At 41.2% G+C, this 1,649-nt stretch carries 3 protein-coding genes; all 3 read right to left on the bottom strand.

All coding sequences use genetic code 11. The annotated features are described in order from the left end of the window. On the bottom strand, positions 1-835 hold an 835-nt coding region (locus OA34_RS13260; protein ID WP_039676212.1), incomplete at its 3' end, for a DUF6781 family protein. 13 nt (positions 836-848) lie between these two features. Further along, entirely contained in the window at positions 849-1,106 is a 258-nt protein-coding gene (locus OA34_RS13255; RefSeq protein WP_039676210.1) for an HP0495 family protein, read from the bottom strand. After that, entirely contained in the window at positions 1,078-1,557 is a 480-nt protein-coding gene (gene moaC / locus OA34_RS13250) for a cyclic pyranopterin monophosphate synthase MoaC (RefSeq protein WP_039676209.1), read from the bottom strand. Before moaC ends, OA34_RS13255 begins: the two co-directional genes overlap by 29 nt. Positions 1,558-1,649: the final 92 nt, after the last annotated feature.

Genomic DNA, 1,649 nt, shown 5'->3' with positions numbered 1-1,649 from the left:
TAAATTGCTCATCGACTTTGAGTAACTCTTTGCGCAATTGCGTCAAATCGGTTTCCAAAAGACCTTCAATCTCTTCCGTTGGAGCAAATTTCAAATCATTTTTAAATTTATCGATGGCTTTAGCGATTCCTTCTCTTACGCCGTTAACCGTGCCTTCTAAAATATCTTTGGCATGCCCTAAATCTTCGTCGGCAATTTCGATAGCTGCGGAAATAACGGTATGTGAAATATCCATCATACGCTTTTTACTCAATTCGCGTTCGCTAATCGCTTGAAAAGAGAGATTTTTTGTAATTTCGTAAATCGTATCGACGATATCGCTTCCTTTCTCAAGTGTCGTGAGCAAGGCTTCACTGGTTGTTTCATGCAAAATACCGAGCATTTCGATACCTTTGAGCTTAGCATCGCTGAGTGCCGATAAAGCATGAAGTTTTGTTTCTTCTTGCATCGATTCGATATGATGTTCAAGCGTATCGAACATTTGAGTTAACGTGGCGCGAATGTGTTGTTTTTGGTGAAAAATACTCTTTTCCAATTGTTCTTTTTCGTAAATCGTTTTGTATAAAAATGCCTCTTGTTCATAGCTAGAAGCTTTTAAAAGACCGTCAATAACGCTATTGAGGGCTCGCGTATTTTTGAGTCCTTCTTCATGTAACGCTTTTGCGTAAAGCTCAAACAATTCGCCCAATCGATTGTAAATATTGTGCTCATCTTTAAGGCGTTGAATTTTTTTACGCGAAAGTTCAAAACAGAGTTCGGAAATCAGCGGGTAAAGTTTGGGACTGTCTTTGTTTTCCTTAACGGTTGCCAAAAAAATGGTGTACGTCGATTCCATATAAACCTCTCTTTTACAATACGAATTTAATGTGTTGGTGTGCTTTGAGTAAATGATAAAGCATTTTTCGATCGTCTGTTCCGTGGACTAAAACACGCAAAGTGTAACTGACATAGTTGCCTTGTTTGCTCTTTTGCGATTTGGCGATTTCATGAACGCGCTCTTCTAGAAGTTCCGTAACGATAGCACGAATATCATGTTTAGCGTCCAAAACCAATTTGTATTCCCAATGGCAAGGGTAATCAAGCTGGAGTTCTGGCGTAGTTTCCACTTTTTCCTCCGCTTTTGGACTCCAAGCAAACGGCGTTGATAATCATCGATTTGTCGATCGCTTTTGCCATATCGTAAATCGTCAACAATCCGATGCTTACACCCGTAAGTGCTTCCATCTCGACGCCGGTTTGTCCTTTGAGTTTTGCCGTTACGCGTAACCTAAACCCCGGCAATTCCGGTAGCTCTTCGACGTCGCAGTTAACCGACGTGAGCATTAAGGGATGGCACATAGGGATTAAATCGCTGGTACGTTTGGTTCCCATGATCGCGGCAACGATGGCGGTTTGGAGCACGGGACCTTTTTTGGTTTGCTCTGAAATAATCATCTCGTATGCATGCGGGCTCATCGTGATTGTACCGCTAGCGACCGCAACGCGAAATGTCTCTTCTTTGTCGCTGACATCGACCATTTTAGGGCGATCTTTTTCATCCAAATGGGTTAATTTCATGGTCTTATCTCTTTTGTTTTTAATTTATTATAGCACCATTTTTCTTAATACCGTTCGTAAGCGCGTGATAAGAGTGTGTCATTTTTTCTCAC

Source organism: Sulfurospirillum sp. MES, assembly GCF_000789415.1.
GTDB lineage: Bacteria > Campylobacterota > Campylobacteria > Campylobacterales > Sulfurospirillaceae > Sulfurospirillum > Sulfurospirillum cavolei.
This window is presented reverse-complemented; position numbering and strand designations above follow the sequence as displayed.

Coding starts and splice junctions, on each gene's coding strand:
- moaC (WP_039676209.1), bottom strand. CDS start 1,557: ATGAAATTAACCCATTTGGATGAAAAAGATCGCCCTAAAATGGTCGAT.